11 protein-coding genes are annotated in these 18,341 nt (G+C 47.2%); 2 read left to right on the top strand and 9 right to left on the bottom strand.

What is annotated here, in order from left to right; all coding sequences use genetic code 11:
- Positions 1-25: 25 nt before the first annotated feature.
- The 4 genes from cydX to purL all read right to left on the bottom strand — a co-directional run bounded on the left by cydX (position 26) and on the right by purL (position 8,026).
- Complete coding sequence (cydX, locus tag L5M28_RS12550) at positions 26-142, bottom strand: cytochrome bd-I oxidase subunit CydX (RefSeq protein ID WP_011788717.1); 117 nt, start codon at positions 140-142, stop codon at positions 26-28.
- 19 nt (positions 143-161) lie between these two features.
- Positions 162-1,301 (bottom strand): cytochrome d ubiquinol oxidase subunit II, encoded by a 1,140-nt coding sequence (gene cydB / locus L5M28_RS12545; protein ID WP_028761243.1) that lies wholly within the window; start codon positions 1,299-1,301, stop codon positions 162-164.
- Between the two features lie 15 nt (positions 1,302-1,316).
- A complete protein-coding gene (locus tag L5M28_RS12540) occupies positions 1,317-2,873 on the bottom strand; it encodes a cytochrome ubiquinol oxidase subunit I (RefSeq protein WP_028761244.1) in 1,557 nt (518 codons plus the stop codon).
- 1,271 nt (positions 2,874-4,144) lie between these two features.
- The gene (gene purL / locus L5M28_RS12535) at positions 4,145-8,026 is read right to left on the bottom strand and encodes a phosphoribosylformylglycinamidine synthase (RefSeq protein ID WP_263203490.1); all 3,882 of its coding nucleotides are present in this window, start codon (positions 8,024-8,026) and stop codon (positions 4,145-4,147) included.
- A gap of 279 nt (positions 8,027-8,305) precedes the next feature.
- Between purL and mltF the strand changes: the two genes are divergently transcribed.
- Positions 8,306-9,736: a membrane-bound lytic murein transglycosylase MltF gene (mltF, locus tag L5M28_RS12530; protein ID WP_131523679.1), complete on the top strand. Its 1,431-nt coding sequence runs from the start codon at positions 8,306-8,308 to the stop codon at positions 9,734-9,736.
- 470 nt (positions 9,737-10,206) lie between these two features.
- Here mltF and tadA read toward each other — a convergent pair whose 3' ends face one another.
- The 3 genes from tadA to guaB all read right to left on the bottom strand — a co-directional run bounded on the left by tadA (position 10,207) and on the right by guaB (position 14,049).
- Positions 10,207-10,725: a tRNA adenosine(34) deaminase TadA gene (gene tadA / locus L5M28_RS12525; RefSeq protein ID WP_113939495.1), complete on the bottom strand. Its 519-nt coding sequence runs from the start codon at positions 10,723-10,725 to the stop codon at positions 10,207-10,209.
- A 161-nt stretch (positions 10,726-10,886) separates the two neighbouring features.
- Positions 10,887-12,464 (bottom strand): glutamine-hydrolyzing GMP synthase, encoded by a 1,578-nt coding sequence (gene guaA, locus L5M28_RS12520; protein WP_028761248.1) that lies wholly within the window; start codon positions 12,462-12,464, stop codon positions 10,887-10,889.
- A 118-nt stretch (positions 12,465-12,582) separates the two neighbouring features.
- Entirely contained in the window at positions 12,583-14,049 is a 1,467-nt protein-coding gene (gene guaB / locus L5M28_RS12515; RefSeq protein ID WP_006085677.1) for an IMP dehydrogenase, read from the bottom strand.
- 120 nt (positions 14,050-14,169) lie between these two features.
- Here guaB and xseA point away from each other — a divergent pair, with 120 nt between their 5' ends.
- Complete coding sequence (gene xseA / locus L5M28_RS12510) at positions 14,170-15,516, top strand: exodeoxyribonuclease VII large subunit (protein ID WP_219253447.1); 1,347 nt, start codon at positions 14,170-14,172, stop codon at positions 15,514-15,516.
- A gap of 82 nt (positions 15,517-15,598) precedes the next feature.
- Here xseA and der read toward each other — a convergent pair whose 3' ends face one another.
- Together der and bamB are read right to left on the bottom strand one after the other, a co-directional pair.
- On the bottom strand, positions 15,599-17,065 hold the full coding sequence (gene der / locus L5M28_RS12505) for a ribosome biogenesis GTPase Der (protein ID WP_105251897.1): 1,467 nt from the start codon (positions 17,063-17,065) through the stop codon (positions 15,599-15,601).
- Positions 17,066-17,144: 79 nt separating this feature from the next.
- On the bottom strand, positions 17,145-18,332 hold the full coding sequence (bamB, locus tag L5M28_RS12500; protein WP_028761250.1) for an outer membrane protein assembly factor BamB: 1,188 nt from the start codon (positions 18,330-18,332) through the stop codon (positions 17,145-17,147).
- Positions 18,333-18,341: the final 9 nt, after the last annotated feature.

Below are 18,341 nucleotides of genomic sequence, written 5' to 3'. Positions count from 1 at the left end.
GAGGTTTTTAAATCGAGTTTAGACGTTACTCGGCATCTTCTGCCGATCTGTCCATGTTCTCTGTATTTTCAAGCCACAGGGCATTGATAATCCCGAAAGAACAGGCCAACAAAACCCCTAATATCCACGTAAAATACCACATAGCAGATGCTCCTTAATGCCTAATAGAGTGAGGCTTTGTTATCTTCAATATGCTTACGGCCGATACGACCAAACATCTTGTAGTAAGTCCAGACAGTGTAGCTCAACACTATAGGTACGAAAATCGCTGCAGCAGCAGTCATAACACCTAAGGTCATTTTACTGGCTGTTGCATCCCACATAGTCAAACTGACGTTAGGGTTAAGTGATGATGGCATGACGAATGGGAACATTGCTGCACCGCAAGTCAAAATCACCATAGCCACAGTGAGTGAGCTGAATAGGAACGCAAAACCTGAACGGTTAAAGCGGCTAACCAAAATCACTAGCAGAGGCAATGCCACACCTAAGATGGGGAACAGCATAGTGATGGGGTATTTGTCATAGTTGGCAAGCCAAGCACCCGCTTCAATTGCGACGGTTTTCATGGCTGGGTTAGAAACCGCATTATGGTCCAGTACTGAAGTCACTACATAACCATCAATACCATTGGCTAACCACACACCCGCAGCAGCAAACAACACAGCCACTAACAGTGCGAAGAATTGCGTGGCTTTCGCAGCACGAACACGCAGCTCACTGTCAGTCTTCATTTGTAGCCAAGAAGCGCCTTGCATCATAAACATGCTCACGCTCACAAGACCTGCCAGCAAACCGAAAGGATTCAACAGGCCGAACAGACCACCGTGATAAGTCGCACGTAGGAACTCGTCGAATTCAAAAGGCACACCTTGCAACAAGTTACCAAAGGCCACGCCTATGATCAGCGGTGGCACAAAACCACCGGCAAACAAGGCCCAATCCCATGACTTACGCCACTTTGGATTTTCGATTTTAGAACGATAATCGAATCCGACTGGACGCATGTAGAGGGCAAACAGCACTAACATCATGGCGACATAGAAGCCAGAGAAAGACACTGCATACACCATAGGCCAAGCGGCAAATAACGCACCGCCTGCTGTGATTAACCACACTTGGTTGCCGTCCCAATGGGGAGCAATAGTGTTAACCATGATACGGCGTTCAGTATCGTCTTTGCCTATAATTGGCAGTAACGCACCGACACCCATGTCAAAACCATCAGTAACCGCAAATCCGATGAACAGTACGCCGATCAGAGCCCACCAGATAACTCTTAATATTTCATAATCAAACATAATGAAATCCTCTGCTTAGGCTTCTAGGTTCTCGAAATGATAACGACCAGTTTTCAAACTGCTCGGACCAATGCGGGCAAACTTAAACATCAAGAACATCTCAATCACCAGCAGTACAGTGTAGAACAAGGTGATAGAAAGGATACTGAACCATAAGTCGCCAGTCGTTAAGCTTGACGCAGACATAAAGGTCGGTAGTACCTCAGAAATCGTCCAAGGTTGACGACCATACTCAGCCACAAACCAACCACACTCAATCGCGATCCAAGGCAATGGCAAGCTATAAAGTGCAGCTTTAAGTACCCATTTTTTCTCGGCGATTTGATGACGTGTGCTTTGCCAGAATGCCGCAGCAAATACGAACAACATGATAAAGCCTAGACCTACCATCACACGGAAGCTCCAGAAAATCGGTGCTACGTTCGGGATAGAATCTTTAGCTGCTGCTTTAATTTGCTCTTCAGTCGCATCGACCACTTTGTCTGTGTAGCGTTTCAGTAAGAAACCGTAGCCTAAGTCGACTTTCGCTTCTTCAAAAGCAGCACGTAGTTCAGGAGTTTCTTCACCCGCACGCAGTTTCACTAGCATGGCATAGGCTTTCATACCGTTACGGATACGCACTTCATGCTCAGCAATCAAGTCATGAATACCAGTCACTTCTTCATCCAACGAGCGTGTTGCCACTATACCCATCGCATAAGGAATTTTGACTGCAAAATCTGTTTTCATGGTTTCTTGATTCGGAAAACCGACAGCAGTAAAGGCCGCTGGAGCAGGCTCTGTATGCCACTCAGCTTCAATCGCTGCTAACTTAACGCGCTGTGCTTCACCCACTTTATAGCCAGATTCGTCACCTAACACGATAACCGACAGAATCGCCGCCATACCAAAGCTTGCCGCAATCGCGAATGAGCGACGAGCAAAAGGTAAGTCACGTTTCTTGAGGATGTAATAAGCACTGATCGCCAGTACAAACATGGCACCCGCCACATAACCCGAAGCGACGGTGTGAACAAACTTAACCTGCGCGACAGGGTTAAACACAACCTCAGCGAAGCTGGTCATTTCCATACGCATGGTTTCGTAGTTAAACACTGAACCCACAGGGTTTTGCATCCAACCGTTTGCCACTAAGATCCACAATGCGGACATGTTAGAACCAAAGGCCACTAACCAAGTCACGACTAAATGCTGACGCTTAGTGAAACGATCCCAACCGAAGAAGAACATACCCACGAAGGTAGATTCAAGGAAGAAGGCCATTAAACCTTCAATAGCCAGAGGCGCACCAAAGATGTCCCCTACGTAATGCGAATAGTAAGACCAGTTAGTACCAAACTGGAATTCCATTGCCAAACCTGTGGTAACCCCCAAGGCAAAGTTAATACCAAATAACTTACCCCAGAACTTAGTCATATCTTTATAAATTTGTTTATCTGTCATCACATACAGTGATTCCATGATAGCCAGCAAAAATGCCAACCCCAAAGTCAAGGGAACAAATAGGAAGTGATACATGGCTGTCAGCGCAAACTGCAACCGCGATAGCTCAACAACCTCTTCAACAATCATCGGTGACTCCTTACTTGGTGCGTCCAATTGCTATGACAAAACCCGCGTCAATCACAGCAAGTGCCTTTGTAGGATAGTGAGTTTTCATTTTGTGTTTATATCTGCGACAACAGTATAAACCGTTAAATTTAATCTTTTGCATTAGTTCGAAGCAGCAAGGGCTAAAAAGTACCAATATCTGTTGCATATTGAGACGCGAGTCACACTATCGCAAGTAACTGAGACCGACGCCCTACCACTCACTCAATCAAATGATTTCATCGATATAAATATCAGATAGTTAAGATATTTATTCATTTTCATTTGTGGCTATTTTATACCACCTCGCTTTGATGCAAATCAATCAAACTCAGGGGTTTAGGTGGGTTTTGCGGTGAGGCACACACTTCCCCACCAGAGAGGATTGACAATCGATAAAAACAAGAGTATTGAGCAGCCATTAATTAATATAAAGTCATACTTTTACCAACTAGGCAGTAAAAATCAGCTCTAACCATCAAAAAACCAATAAATAAATAATGTTGCAACAAATTAACTAAAAAAATATTGTCACAAATTTAAGTGGCCACAATTTAAAACCTTTAAAATCAAATATAAATACATATAAATATAAAAAACCACAATCTAACAGGCTAAAATGCATTAGTTTTAATAATGAATATTTGTATTTTTTCTCGTTTGAGAAGCTAACCTAAGTTGTTTAATATATGTCCTGTGTTAAGGAGACAATTTGGTAGAACTGGTGTCGTAGCCCAGCCAAGACCAACTTCGCGCACATAGGTACTAACTTTTGGTGTGGAGATATCGATATGACTAAATTATTTGAACGTCTGGTTAACAGCTACAAGCGTGTTTTTGTTGAACTTTATACAGCTAATGAGCTGAAATAATCCCCAGAATTACTCGTGAAATTTATTGCATTTATGTGAAGTTTTGTTAGCGCAAAACGGGCCCCCATCTCCCTGAGATTGGGGGCTTTTTCTATATTAAGACCCTAGCATCCCCCAACAACACCAGAACCCCATAAAACACCACGCCCCGTATCAAATGCGCAACATACCTATTAATAGGTATTTACCGATTAAAGTGGCTATTTTGCCACTTTAATCCATTAGATTATTTGCAATAAGCGTTAATAATTTGAAATACAATCACTTCCATAAAATGCATTTTATATATAAAAAAAGGAGCGAAATTATCGCTCCTTTTTTACGCTTTCATTAACCTGCTTTTGCCCCTCAACAAAGGCAAAAGCCGTTGACTTTAAACGCTTAACCTAAGGTCACTCGCGCATTACGGAACATACGCATCCAAGGGCTATCTTCACCCCAAACATCTGGATGCCAAGAGTTAGCCACAGTTCTGAATACACGTTCGGGGTGCGGCATCATCAAGGTTACGCGGCCATCTGTGGTACAAATCCCAGTCAAGCCATTTGGCGAGCCGTTCGGGTTTTGTGGATACTGAGTCGCGATATCACCTTTACCATTGACAAAACGCAGCGCAATCGTGCCTGACGCTTCGGCAATCGCCAGCGCTTCAGGGCTAGCAAACTCAGCCAAACCTTCACCGTGAGATACAGCAATGGGCATACGTGAACCGGCCATACCTTGGAAGAATAACGACGGGCTCTGTTGCACTTCAACTAAGCTGAAACGCGCTTCGAAACGCTCCGAGCGGTTACGCACAAAACGTGGCCAGTGCTCGCTACCTGGGATAATTTCTTTCAGGTTTGACAGCATTTGACAGCCATTACACACGCCAAGGGCAAAGCTTGAGTCACGTTCAAAGAAACGAGAAAACTCATCGCGAGCTCGCTCATTAAACAGAATCGACTTAGCCCAACCTTCACCTGCGCCTAATACGTCACCGTAGGAGAAGCCACCACAGGCCACTAGGCCTTGGAAATCCTCTAGGCTGATACGGCCAGATAAAATGTCCGACATGTGTACGTCGCGGCTTTCAAATCCAGCGCGGTCAAAAGCAGCTGCCATTTCCACGTGGGAGTTAACGCCCTGCTCACGCAAAATCGCCATCTTAGGCGCAGCGCCCTTAAGGATATAAGGTGCGGCAACATCAGTGCTTGGATCAAAACTTAAGTTAACGGTTAAGCCTAAATCAGTTTCGTCTTGCTTAAGTTTGAACTCTTCAAGCGCGCACGCTGGGTTATCACGCAGAGCTTGCATACGATACGTGGTTTCTGACCACACAGTACGCAGCGCTACACGGGTATCACTGAAGATTTCACGCGCGCCATCTTTAATAGTGATGCGTTGATCGTCGGCTAGAGTTCCGATCACATGGCAAGGCACGCCAGCGATAGCGAACTGAGCGGCAATTTTCGCAGCATTGTCACGGCTCACTTGCAATACAGCGCCGAGCTCTTCATTAAAGAGTCGTTCTAAATCAGTGCCCTGCAAGTCTTCTACATCTATGTCTAAACCTGTATTACCGGCAAAAGCCATTTCCACTAAGGTAGTGAATAAACCACCGTCGCTACGGTCGTGGTAAGCGATAACCGACTTCTTAGCCACCAGATTTTGCATCGTTTCGAAGAAACCGCGCAGCAGTGCAGCATCGTCAAGATCCGGCGCAATATCACCCAGCTCACCAAACACTTGGGCTAAACAAGAACCGCCTAAACGATTTTTGCCCGCACCTAAATCCACTAACAGTAAAGACGTTTCGCCTTTATCGGTGCGTAGCTCTGGCGTCACTGTATTGCGAATATCTTGCACCACACCAAAGGCGGTAATGACCAATGACATAGGCGACGTCACGGTTTTATCCGCGCCATCTTGCTGCCATGCAGTCTTCATCGACATAGAGTCTTTACCGACCGGAATGGTCAGGCTCAGCTCTGGACACAATTCTTCACCTACGGCTTTCACCGCTTCATAAAGACCCGCATCTTCACCAGGGTGACCCGCGGCAGACATCCAGTTGGCAGAAAGCTTAATACGCTTAAATGAACCGATATCGGCACCAGCGATGTTCATGATTGACTCAGCCACAGCCATACGGGCAGAGGCGCCAAAGTCTAGTAGCGCTAGCGGTGTACGTTCACCCAGTGACATAGCTTCACCGGCGTAGGTATCAAAGCTTGCCGCAGTCACAGCGCAATCGGCCACAGGCACTTGCCATGGACCAACCATTTGGTCACGGTTAACTAAACCTGTAACTGTGCGGTCGCCAATAGTGATAAGGAAGGTTTTATCTGCGACTGTAGGCAAGCTCAGTACGCGTTTAACCGCTTCTTTAACATCAATCTTGTTTTGTTCGAGCGCTGGCGATACGGCTTTGGCCGATACCACATCGCGGCTCATCTTAGGCGCTTTGCCTAATAAGACTTCGAGCGGTAAATCGATAGGATTATTGTCGAAATGGCTGTCGCTAAGCGTTAAATGTTTTTCCGCCGTCGCTTCACCCACCACCGCAAACGGTGCGCGCTCACGCTCACAGATGGCAGTAAATAGCGCGAGGTTTTCAGGGGCAATTGACATCACATAACGCTCTTGTGATTCGTTACACCAGATTTCCAGCGGGCTCATGCCAGGCTCATCCGAAGGCACATTACGCAGATTAAATAAACCGCCGCGCTCACCGTCATTCACAAGTTCTGGGAAAGCGTTCGACAAACCGCCCGCACCCACATCGTGGATAAATTGGATAGGGTTTTTATCGCCAAGCTGCCAACAGCGGTCAATCACTTCCTGACAACGACGTTCCATTTCTGGGTTTTCACGTTGCACAGAAGCAAAGTCGAGATCTTCACTCGATTGACCCGATGCCATAGATGAAGCAGCGCCGCCACCCAAACCAATGTTCATCGCTGGGCCACCCAGCACAATCAGCTTAGCGCCAACGGTGATTTCGCCCTTTTGTACGTGTTCTTCACGAATGTTACCTAAACCACCGGCTAACATAATCGGCTTGTGGTAACCACGGACTTCAACACCGTTGTGGCTGCTGACTTCCTGCTCATAGGTACGGAAATAACCGACCAATGCCGGACGACCAAACTCGTTGTTAAATGCCGCGCCGCCAAGAGGACCTTCGGTCATGATGTCCAGCGCACTGACGATACGCTCTGGCTTGCCATAGTTACCTTCCCATGGTTGAACAAAACCTGGGATTTTTAAATTGGATACACTAAAGCCTGTTAAACCCGCTTTAGGTTTAGAACCACGACCTGTCGCGCCTTCATCACGGATTTCACCACCCGAACCGGTTGCAGCGCCAGGATATGGGCTGATAGCGGTTGGATGGTTGTGGGTTTCCACTTTCATCAGGATGTGCATTGGTTCAGTGTGGTAGTTGTATACCCCATCAGGATCGGGGAAGAAACGACCCGCAACCGAACCTTCCATCACAGCAGCGTTATCTTTGTAGGCAGATAACACGTGATCAGGCGTGGTTTCAAAGGTGTTCTTGATCATCTTGAACAGTGACTTAGGCTGAACTTCACCGTCAATGGTCCAATCTGCGTTAAAAATCTTATGACGACAATGCTCAGAGTTCGCCTGAGCAAACATCATCAATTCGATGTCATGGGGATTACGGCCTAAACGGACGAAGTTCTCGACTAAATAGTCGATTTCATCTTCGGCTAAGGCAAGCCCCAATTCAGTGTTAGCCACTTCAAGTGCGCGGCGACCTTCGGCAAGAATATTGACGCTCTTAAACGGCGCAGGCTCAGTGCGTTTGAACAACACATCGGCTTTGGTAAAATCATCGAGGATAATTTCAACCATGCGATCGTGCAGCAACGCATTTAAGGCTTGTTGCTGAGGCGCTGTCAGTGCATCTGACTCGACATAATACGCAACGCCTCGCTCCAAACGCTTCACTTTACCAAGGCCACAATTGTGCGCGATGTCAGTAGCTTTTGAAGACCAAGGAGAAATAGTACCGGGGCGAGGAGTGACAAACAGGAGTGAACCTTGGGGGATATGAGCTTCTATCGCAGGTCCATAGGTGAGAATTTTTTCAAGTTGCTGGCGTTCATTTGTGTCGAGCAACTCGCTCAAATCCGCTAAATGGACATACTCAGCATAGATTTGGCGTACCGGAAGCGCCGCGTTTTCGCAGGCCTCCATCAGCTTTTGCACCCTAAACGTCGAGAGTGCAGGGGCTCCGCGGATGATCTCCATCACGTCTATTCACCTTATTATTTATTATTGCAGGGGTCAGAGGTGGCGCTATTATAAGGAAATGTCTGTCACAAATCACCTGCGACCTTACGCAAAACAGTGTTTCCTGTGATATAAAAAGCCCAGTATTGTGTCGACTGCACTTTCCCCCAGAATGATTTTTTTTCGAAATCGCAGACAAACGGATATAATCCCACCAATGTCAGCCAGTTCACCACTAATGCCCCACTGTTAACTCGCTATCTATAATATTGATTTTATTTACTATAAGTACATTTAATGACTCGATTTCTGTTCGCTCTTATCTTAGGTTTCCTACTGACTGCCTGTCAGCAGGTGACCGTGGACGAAACAGAATTCGTGCCAAAAAAATTAACTGAGCTAAGAGTCGGTACACTTTACGGCCCACAGATTTATATGACCTCGGGCCAAGGTGATAGCGGTTTCGATTACGATATGGCGGTATTGTTTGCCGAATACTTAAATGTGCCCTTAAAAATGGTGCCCTACACAAACCGTATCGAGTTGTACGAAGCCCTCAAAAAGAATGAAATCGATATTATTGCTGCAGGCATGACAGAAACGCCCACAAGGCGAGAACAGTTCCGCTTAGGTCCACCGCTATACCGGGTGAATCAAGTGTTGGTGTATCGCGAAGGCATGCCAACCCCAAAAGACATCAGCGACTTAAAAGGCAAGATCACCGTTATCGCCGACTCTTCCTTCGTCGAGACCTTGACCCAGTTGCAAAAGCATTATCCAACGCTGGTGTGGGATCAAATTACCGACAAAGACAGTGAAGAGTTGTTGGCTATGATTGCCAACAAAGAAATTGACTACACTATCGCCGACTCTAGTAGCGTACAGATCAACCGTCGCTACCTGCCCGACTTACGCTCAGGTCCTGTGCTAGAAGAAAAACTCGATGTGATCTGGCTATTACCTCCCACTCACAGTGATGAACTTATGAGTAAATTGCTGGCCTTTTGGCACCAAGAGAAGCTTGCCGGCACGCTGGATCACCTCAACGAGAAATACTTTGGTCATGTAAAACGCTTCGATTATATCGATACTCGCGCATTTATCCGTGCCATTGAGACAGTATTGCCGCGTTATCGACAATTATTTGAAACCCATGCAGGCAATTTAGATTGGCGTAAACTGGCAGCAACCAGCTATCAAGAATCACATTGGAATCCTAATGCCCGCTCGGCCACAGGAGTGCGTGGCATGATGATGTTGACTCAGCCAACCGCCAAAGAGATTGGGATCACCAACCGACTCGATGCCGAAGAAAGTATTCGCGGCGGCGCGGCGTATTTGAACGATATGATCAATCGCCTGCCAGAATCGATCCCCGAGAGTCAACGCATGTGGTTTGCGCTGGCCTCTTACAACATAGGATATGCCCATATTGAAGATGCACGTAAGCTTGCGGAATCGATGGAGTTAAATCCCAATGCTTGGCGAGATTTAAAAAAGGTACTACCGCTACTGCAAAAGCGTAAATATTATCAAAAAACACGTTATGGTTACGCCCGAGGCAGTGAAGCCGTTCATTACGTCGACAGCATCCGTCGCTACTATGACACGTTAGTCTGGGTGGATAATCAGTCGAAACAACCTGACCCCGATGAAGACTCGAGCGATCTTACCGCGGAAGAACCCGTGCTTCCTGCGGGAACGTTAAGCCCTGATCAACCTAAATAGCTTAACTCGTTAGCGCTTAAGTGTATGGGCCAAACGACAATCCAACAACTCACTTCTTATGTATCAAGCACAGAGTGTTACACAACTAGAACATCAACATAAAAACATCAAGATGTACGTAGACGTCTTCAACAAGGTGCGATATCAAACAACAGGAGAACCGAATTAAGGTTTGCCAAACTAACTCAAATTTGCGATGAAAAACATCGCTTAGTTCAGCTTATCTGACCAGTGCTATTGCTGCACTCCTGTGCAACTGCTACTGTCTTGGGTTATGACCTAAGATAAATCTCTGTAGGGCATCGATAATAACAATTAATGGGGTCAATATGAGAAGAAAAACTATCAACAATACCGTTGCGCGTCGTCGTACTTTGCTAAAAATTCGTCATCGCCGTATTTTAAATCGTCAAAAACTCTTCTTTACTTTTATTCAGTCTCAGGATTAATTCTGTCACGTTAATCGCCACTTATCCAATCGCTTGCTGCGCCTTTTGGGCCTGTTTCAGGGCTTTTTTCTCTTCCCTGCGACGTTTAAAAAAACGACTCAATTGCGCGCTACAAGCATCGGCCAGCACCCCAGATGTGACTTCAACTTGGTGATTAAACGCCGGATGTTGCAGCAAATTCAGCACAGTACCCGCTGCTCCCGTTTTTTCATCCCGTGCACCAAATACCACACGAGCAATTCTGCTATGCACCATAGCGCCCGCACACATAGCGCAAGGTTCAAGCGTGACATATAAAGTCGCATCTAAAAGACGATAGTTTTCGACCAAACGCCCTGCTTCCCGCAAACATAAAATTTCCGCATGGGCGCTAGGATCGTGCTGGCTAATGGATAAATTGTAACCCGTCGCAATCTGCTGACCGTCTTTGACCAATACCGCACCCACGGGCACTTCGCCCTCGGCCTCGGCTTTTTCTGCCATCAGCATCGCGACTTGCATCCAATGTTCATCTTGCTGAGATTGTTCATCTTGCTGCATTTGGTCCACTCATGCCCTCAATCGATTCGCCCAAAAATAATGCCGGATTATATCAGTCACGCACAGATATTTCACGGCTGAGTCATTCAACCTAAGTTAATCCATCAAACAACAAAAAAGGCGCACTCGGCGCCTTTTAATCGTTAATTCAAATAATTAACTTATTCCCATTCGATAGTCGCTGGCGGCTTGCCAGAGATATCGTAAACCACACGGGAAATGCCATCGACTTCGTTAATGATGCGGTTTGATACGCGGCCTAAGAAATCATAGGGCAGATGTGCCCAATGAGCTGTCATAAAATCGATTGTTTCAACTGCGCGCAGTGATACAACCCAGTCATATTTACGGCCATCGCCCATCACGCCAACAGAGCGTACAGGTAAGAACACAGTAAAGGCTTGACTGACTTTATTGTATAAGTCGGCTTTATGCAGTTCTTCGATGAAGATAGCATCGGCGCGGCGCAGCAAGTCACAGTATTCTTTCTTCACTTCACCTAATACACGCACACCAAGACCGGGTCCAGGGAACGGGTGACGATAAAGCATGTTGTATGGCAGGCCTAACTCAAGACCAATTTTACGCACTTCGTCTTTGAACAGTTCACGCAGAGGCTCGACTAAACCGAGCGCCATATCGGCTGGCAAACCGCCAACGTTATGGTGAGATTTAATCACATGTGCTTTGCCTGTGGCACTGCCGGCAGATTCAATCACGTCTGGATAAATCGTGCCTTGCGCTAACCATTTGGCATTGGCGCATTTTTTCGATTCTTCATCGAAAATTTCCACGAATACGCGGCCGATGATCTTACGCTTAGCTTCTGGATCGGCTTCGCCTTTCATCGCATCGAGGAAACGGTTTTCCGCATCAACGTGGATGATATTCAGGCCGAAATGATCGCCAAACATTTCCATCACTTGCTCGGCTTCATTCAAACGTAATAAACCGTTATCAACGAATACGCAGGTCAGTTTTTTGCCGATAGCGCGGTGTAGCAGCATAGCCACAACCGAAGAATCAACACCGCCCGATAATCCTAAAATCACTTCATCATCACCGATTTGCTTCTTCAAGCGCTCAATCGCATCTTCAATGATAGAGGAGGGTTTCCAGTTGGCTGCACAGCCACAAATGTCTAAGGCAAAGTGCGATAACATGCGCATACCTTGGCGAGTGTGGGTCACTTCTGGGTGGAACTGTACGCCGAAGAATTGCTTTTCTTCGTTTGCCATAGCGGCAAATGGGCAAGTGTCCGTTTTAGCGACCGCCACAAACCCTTCAGGAATAGCCGACACTTTATCGCCGTGGCTCATCCATACGTCGAGTAAGGGTTTGCCGTCACTGCTAACCGCATCTTCGATGCCTTTGAATAGCAATGAATCTGTTAGCATTTCAATTTGAGCGTAGCCGAATTCACCTTCGCCCACACCTTGGATCACTTTACCGCCCAACTGCTCAGACATGGTTTGCATGCCGTAACAAATGCCCAGTACCGGCACACCTGCGGTAAAGACGTATTCAGGCGCACGCGGCGAGTTTTCAGCCGTGACACTTTCTGGTCCGCCCGCAAGAATAATGCCGTTCGGGGCAAATTCGCGGATTTGGGCTTCGGTGACATCCCAAGCCCATAATTCACAGTAAACGCCGATTTCACGGATACGACGGGCAATCAGTTGAGTGTACTGGGATCCAAAATCGAGGATCAGTATCTTGTGCTCATGAATATCGCTCATGGGTAACCTTTATCTCATCTATTGTTTTAACATTGCTCAAAGCAGCGATTGCCAGCTTTAAGTATTGGATCATACGTTTTACAAAGAGGCGGCTTACGCCGCCCCTCTTATCAAACGATTAAGAACCTGAACGGTAGTTCGGCGCTTCTTTCGTGATAGTCACATCATGTACATGGGATTCGCCCATGCCTGCTGAAGTCACTTTCACAAATTGGGCTTTTTCATTCAGCTCTAGAATGGTGGCGCAACCTGTTAATCCCATACAAGAACGTAGGCCGCCCATATGTTGATGGATGATTTCCTTCAACTTGCCTTTATAAGGCACGCGCGCTTCTACACCTTCGGGGACTAACTTATCGGCAGCATTGTCCGATTGGAAATAGCGGTCAGAAGAACCTTGAGACATAGCGCCTAATGAACCCATACCACGGTAGGATTTATAGGCACGGCCTTGATATAACTCAGTTTCGCCCGGAGCTTCCTCAGTTCCCGCAAACATTGAACCCGCCATGATGCAAGATGCACCCGCGGCTAATGCTTTGGCTAAATCGCCAGAGAAACGAATGCCGCCGTCGGCAATCACAGGAATACCTAGGCTCTTCATGGCTGCGGCAGCATCGGATACTGCGGTAATTTGTGGTACGCCCACGCCTGTCACGATACGAGTCGTACAGATAGAACCTGGGCCAATACCCACTTTAACTGCGTTAACACCCGCTTCGACTAAGGCTAATGCACCTTCAGCCGTGGCAACGTTACCACCGATAATTTGCAAATCAGGATGTTTAGCGCGAGTTTCACGAATGCGTTGTAAAACGCCTTCGGAATGACCGTGGGAAGAATCGATAAGTAAAACGTCAACACCGGCTTTAACCAGAGCGTCAACACGCTCTTCATTACCAGCGCCCGCACCTACGGCGGCACCAACACGTAAACGGCCTAACTCATCTTTACAGGCATTCGGTTTACGTTCGGCTTTTTCGAAGTCTTTAACTGTGATGAGGCCTTTCAGCTTATAGTTATCATCAACCACAAGAACTTTTTCGATACGATGTGAGTGCATCAATTTTTGCACTTCATCTAATTTAGTGCCTTCGGCAACAGTGACTAAACGCGCTTTAGGCGTCATCACTTCTTCTACCGTTTTGCTCCAATCTGTCACGAAACGTACGTCACGGCCAGTGATGATACCAACCAGCTCGTTGGCTTCGTTGACCACGGGATAACCCGCAAAACCATTCTTCAGTGTTAACACTTTCAGATCGGCTAAGGTCGTTGATGGGGTAACAGTCACAGGTTGTTGAACCACGCCCGCTTCGTAAATTTTTACTTTACGAACTTCTTCGGCTTGTTTTTCAATGCTCATGTTTTTATGAATAAAGCCTAAGCCGCCTTCCTGCGCCATCGCGATCGCAAGACGAGCTTCGGTAACTGTGTCCATAGCGGCAGACACAAGTGGGATATTCAATTCAATGGTATTGGTCAGGCGAGTTTTTAGAATGGCGGTATTTGGGAGTACAGTCGAATGCGCAGGAACAAGCAACACATCGTCAAAAGTAAGCGCTTCTTTAATTAAACGTAGCATATGCAACATCTCCCCAGTTGAGTAGGATTTAGAGGTGAAATATTGCGGCGGGATTATACCTTGCATATCGCCACTGGTAAATGGAAAATAGTAAATATCCCCATTTTATTGAGTTATTCGATGCAAGGCACCAAAAACAACATTTATACTGTCTCGCGGCTCAATGGTGAAGTCAGACAAATTCTCGAAGGACAACTGGGTAAAATTTGGCTTAATGGCGAAATATCCAACTTTTCCTCCCCCAGCTCAGGTCATTGGTATCTCACCTTAAAAGACCACTCTTCACAGATCCGTTGCGCCATGTTTAAGGGCCGTAACCAGACGGTCAGCTTTAAGCCCATCAATGGTCAGCAAGTGCTGGTCAAAGGCGCGATCAGCGTTTATGAACCCAGAGGCGACTATCAATTATTAATTGAGTCCATGCTGCCCGCTGGGGATGGATTACTCGCCCAGCAGTTCGATGCACTCAAGATGAAGCTCGCCGCCGAAGGATTATTCGCCGCCGACACCAAAAGATTGCTACCCAAAAATATTCAACGCATTGGCGTTATTACGTCACCTACGGGTGCGGCGATCCGTGATGTTTTACATGTATTGGCAAGGCGCGATCCTTCGATTGAAGTCATTATCTATCCGACCCAAGTTCAGGGCGAAACCGCGGCGCAGAGTATTTGTCAGGCAATCAATATCGCCAACCAACGTTTAGAAGTCGATGTATTACTGCTCACCCGCGGCGGCGGTTCGCTTGAGGATTTGTGGTGTTTTAACAGCGAAGCCCTCGCCCACACGATTTATAACAGCGCCCTGCCCATTGTCAGCGCCGTCGGCCACGAGGTTGATACGACTATCAGTGATTATGTTGCTGATATCCGCGCCCCAACACCCTCTGCGGGCGCGGAGCTATTATCACAAGACAGTGATAATAAGGCGCAAAAACTCGCCACAGCCTTATCGCGCCTGCAACAAAGCGCGAAACATTATCAGCTTAAACAAGAAAGACGACTTAGTTTGCTAGAGCACAGACTGCAACGCCAAGACCCTAAACGGACTTTGCAGCAGTTCGAACAAAGATTCGATGAGATGCAATTACGACTAGAGTCCGCGCTGTCGAATCGCTTGCATCTGCTCAGCCGCCGTCAGCAGTTGCTCGCAAGCCGCCTTGAACAGCAATCTCCCAAGCATAAACTCGCCATTGAGGGTAACCGCTTAAGCTATCTTGCGAGCCGCTTACAGGATGCATTGCAGGACAAACTCAGCCAAAGTGAACAGCGGATAAAATACGCGGCCCATCAACTCGAAACCGTCAGTCCGCTTGCCACGTTAAGCCGTGGTTACAGCATTACCACTGACATCCACCATCAAGTGGTCGACTCTGCTGATAAACTGGCCATCGGTGATAGTTTGCAGACCCGCTTGCGCCATGGACAAGTGATTTCAACCGTCACTCAGATAAAGCCGCTCGAATAAATCTACATGACGCTGAAATAGTCTTAAAACACAAAAGGAACCCTAAGGTTCCTTTTGTTTCAAATGTGTCTGGTAAAAAACACTATTTGGTTTTTCTGTCTTTGATATGGCTTTGTGCGCGTTTGCGACGGCGCTCTTGGCTCATAGTTAACTTCTCAGTCTTGTTTTCAAATGGGTTATCACCCTCTTGGAAACGTAGCTGGATTGGCGTACCCACCACTTTCAACGAACGACGGAAGTAGTTCATCATGTAGCGTTTGTACGAGTCAGGCAGTCTACTCACTTGGTTACCGTGAATGACCACGATTGGCGGATTGTAACCACCGGCGTGAGCGTATTTAAGCTTCACACGACGGCCATTCACTAATGGCGGCTGGTGATCGTCCTGCGACATTTGCATAATACGGGTCAGCATAGAAGTGCTGACGCGGCGTGTAGCACTGTCGTAAGCTTCTTCAATCGATTCAAATAAATGGCCAACACCAGTACCGTGCAGCGCCGAAATAAAGTGAATACGGGCAAAGTCGATAAAACCAAGACGACGGTCAAGCTCGCTTTTCACACGATCTTTAATCCCTTGGTCGATACCATCCCACTTGTTGACGGCAATAACCAAAGCGCGACCCGCATTGAGTGCGAAACCCAACAGACCTAAATCTTGTTCGGCAATCCCTTCACGGGCATCGATGATAAGCAACACCACGTTAGCATCTTCAACCGCTTTCAAGGTCTTGATCACTGAGAATTTCTCAATGACTTGATGTACTTTACTGCGGCGACGAACACCCGCAGTATCGATAATCACGTACTCGCGACCTTCGCGTTCCATTGGAATGTAAATACTGTCACGGGTCGTACCGGGTTCATCAAATACCACGACACGCTCTTCACCTAGAATACGGTTAGTCAGGGTCGACTTACCTACGTTAGGTTTACCTATGATCGCCAGCTTGATAGGTAAATCTTGCAGACGCTTTTGCTCAGCTTCGGCTTCTTCTTCGGTATATTCACGCTCTTCAGTAACTTCGTCTTCACCTTGACGCACAATGCCCATCGCTTCGGCATAAGGGGTCAGCGCGTATTCGATCATATTAGTCACGCCGCGTCCTTGAGACGCCGCCATTTGGTAAACTTCACCTAGACCTAAAGACCAAAACTCGGCACAAGCTGAATCGGCATCAATACCGTCAACTTTGTTAGCAACCACAAAGGTGGTTTTTTGACGGCTACGTAAGTGCTGTGCAATCGACAGATCCGCAGCGGTTAAACCCGCGCGCGCATCGGTCATAAATAGAACGACATCGGCTTCTTCAATGGCAGCAAGGGATTGCTCAGCCATTTTCGTCTCGATCCCTTCTTCAGTGCCATCGATACCGCCGGTATCGACCACAATGAACTCATAGCCGGATAAGAATGCTCGACCATATTTACGGTCACGTGTTAGGCCAGGAAAGTCAGCAACCAGCGCATCACGCGTGCGCGTAAGACGATTAAATAGGGTGGATTTACCGACGTTCGGCCGACCAACAAGGGCCACTACAGGGATCATGATTTTGCCTCTAAAAAACTTTTCAATAAAAAGCCCCCGGAACACACTTCCAGGGGCTCAGCAAGGATAACACTTTTAACTATGGAAGTGTTACAACAGCCAACTTTCCGCTGCGACCTTGAACATAGATTTTATCATCCACCACTAACGGCTGGCTGTATAATCCTGAGCTGTCCACTTGGACACGACCCACAATCGTCCCTGTACTGCGATCGATGAAGTGTAAATAACCTTCGAAATCACCCACAACTAAATAGTCTTTATATACAGCCGGAGATGTCAGAGTGCGGTTAGCTAACTCAGAATTACTCCACAGTTCCAAACCGTTACGTTTATCAACTGAGTAGATACGGCTGTGATCGTCAACTAAGTACAAGCTTAGGCCCGCTGATGCTAACTCGTTAAAGCTAGAATACTTACGTGTCCACACAACTCGACCCGTGCGCAGTTCCATCGACACTAAGTTACCGTTGTAGCTCACTGCATATAAGTTGTCGCCAAGGATCAAGGGCGTCATATCCACGTCGGCCATACGCGTAAACTCGTTACCACCCGTTGGATTGTAAATCGCCTGTTCCCACGCAGCTTGACCATTGTTTTTAATCACAACAGCCACTTTGCCATCGGCGGTACCTATGAAGAAACCACCCGCTTCGTAAGCTGCAGAACCTGTACCGCGCAGGGTCAGATTCGGCAATTGCATTTCATACACCCACAGCTTAGCGCCAGTATCGACGTTAAACGCTTCGAGTGAACCAGAACTGGTACTGACCACCACGACGTCATCGGCCACAGTGGGAGCAGACAGTAATTCACCGCCAGCAACGACATGCCATAACACTTGACCATCTTCAGCGTTCAATGCAGCAAGCAGCCCACTTTCGCCACCTAAAAAGACTTTATTACGCGCAGCAGTCACACCAGCAGCAATACGCGCACCTTTATTTTTCGCTAAAGCGTTATCACGAAACTCTTCGCTGAAATCTTTAGTCCAAACGCGCTCGCCAGTGGCCTCATCGAAGGCAACCACTTCACCATAACGGTCGGCGGCAAAAATTTTTCCATAACTAACGGCGGGGGCGAGGCGAGAATAATAATCTCCAACACCATTGCCGACAGAGGTGCTCCAACTCACTTCAGGAAACACTGTCGCCTGAATGGCAGTTAACTCACTTACCGGTTCTTCTTCGACATCGCTCGACGAACAGGCGGATAACATGGCCAGACTTAATCCAGCGGCTAGCAGGTTTTTGCACCAAGACTTCATCAAGGGATC

The organism is Shewanella sp. SW32, from assembly GCF_025653365.1.
In the GTDB taxonomy this organism is placed as follows: domain Bacteria; phylum Pseudomonadota; class Gammaproteobacteria; order Enterobacterales; family Shewanellaceae; genus Shewanella; species Shewanella oncorhynchi.
Note: the sequence above shows the minus strand (reverse complement) of the source record. Positions and strands in the feature narration are given on the sequence as shown.

Bases quoted from the DNA above. Each gene is read 5' to 3' on its own strand.
- guaB (WP_006085677.1), bottom strand. From the start codon at position 14,049: ATGCTACGTTTAATTAAAGAAGCGCTTACTTTTGACGATGTGTTGCTT.
- mltF (WP_131523679.1), top strand. From the start codon at position 8,306: ATGACTCGATTTCTGTTCGCTCTTATCTTAGGTTTCCTACTGACTGCC.
- der (WP_105251897.1), bottom strand. From the start codon at position 17,065: ATGATCCCTGTAGTGGCCCTTGTTGGTCGGCCGAACGTCGGTAAATCC.
- cydB (WP_028761243.1), bottom strand. From the start codon at position 1,301: ATGTTTGATTATGAAATATTAAGAGTTATCTGGTGGGCTCTGATCGGC.
- tadA (WP_113939495.1), bottom strand. From the start codon at position 10,725: ATGCAGCAAGATGAACAATCTCAGCAAGATGAACATTGGATGCAAGTC.
- purL (WP_263203490.1), bottom strand. From the start codon at position 8,026: ATGGAGATCATCCGCGGAGCCCCTGCACTCTCGACGTTTAGGGTGCAA.
- guaA (WP_028761248.1), bottom strand. From the start codon at position 12,464: ATGAGCGATATTCATGAGCACAAGATACTGATCCTCGATTTTGGATCC.
- xseA (WP_219253447.1), top strand. From the start codon at position 14,170: ATGCAAGGCACCAAAAACAACATTTATACTGTCTCGCGGCTCAATGGT.
- bamB (WP_028761250.1), bottom strand. From the start codon at position 18,332: ATGAAGTCTTGGTGCAAAAACCTGCTAGCCGCTGGATTAAGTCTGGCC.
- L5M28_RS12540 (WP_028761244.1), bottom strand. From the start codon at position 2,873: ATGATTGTTGAAGAGGTTGTTGAGCTATCGCGGTTGCAGTTTGCGCTG.
- cydX (WP_011788717.1), bottom strand. From the start codon at position 142: ATGTGGTATTTTACGTGGATATTAGGGGTTTTGTTGGCCTGTTCTTTC.